The sequence below is a fragment of the Halorubrum sp. SD690R genome (assembly GCF_005435035.1).
Lineage (GTDB): Archaea > Halobacteriota > Halobacteria > Halobacteriales > Haloferacaceae > Halorubrum > Halorubrum ezzemoulense.
Genome location: NZ_SGTV01000108.1, coordinates 1 through 607, shown reverse-complemented (window position 1 = coordinate 607; position 607 = coordinate 1). Strand labels below are relative to the sequence as shown.

Annotated in this window: 1 pseudogene; it reads right to left on the bottom strand. The window is 57.5% G+C overall.

Going from position 1 to position 607, the window contains the following annotated elements:
- Positions 1 to 414: pseudogene (locus EXE41_RS18625) on the bottom strand (ISH3 family transposase); the annotation flags it as partial.
- Positions 415 to 607 lie beyond the last annotated feature (193 nt).

The window sequence follows — 607 nt, the reverse complement described above, 5'->3', positions numbered from 1 at the left end:
GCCATCGCGTGGTTTGGTGTGGCAGAGTTCGCCAGCATCAGCGTGTGGACAGCCGTGGTAGTGGATATCGACGAAGTCGAGGCAGATGATCCTCGGGCCGGGGCCGAGGATCATCGCCGCCTGTTGAGCGAAGATGTTGTTGACGGCGGCTTCGAGCTGATCTGCTGGAACGGTGTGCAGTTGTTTGAGGGTGTAATCGTCGGAGTACGTCCGGCGAGTGGTGTCGGTGACGGCTTTGATTGATTTCTGATCGACAGCGGCTTGCAGAAGTGTTCGACGGATGATCCCGGAGTCGAAGGCTCCGGCTTCGACTCCGGGGATCGGGAGCTCTTCGAGGAGGCCCTCCGCTAAGGTTTCAAGGTCTGAGGCCGTAAGGATAGTGTCTGGATGGTAGAGACATTCCACAACACCCATCCAGACGCTTTCTGAGAATCTAACCTCATCAGTCCTGACTAACTCCTGACTCGATGGGAACTACCGATAATGACGAGGAACAGCAGAAGCCCACCGGCGGCTGCCGAGAACAATTCACCCCAGTAGACGCCACCTGACGAGTTCAGGCTCTCCATGACGGCCCACATCGAAACGAGAAGGCAGGACACCGCGA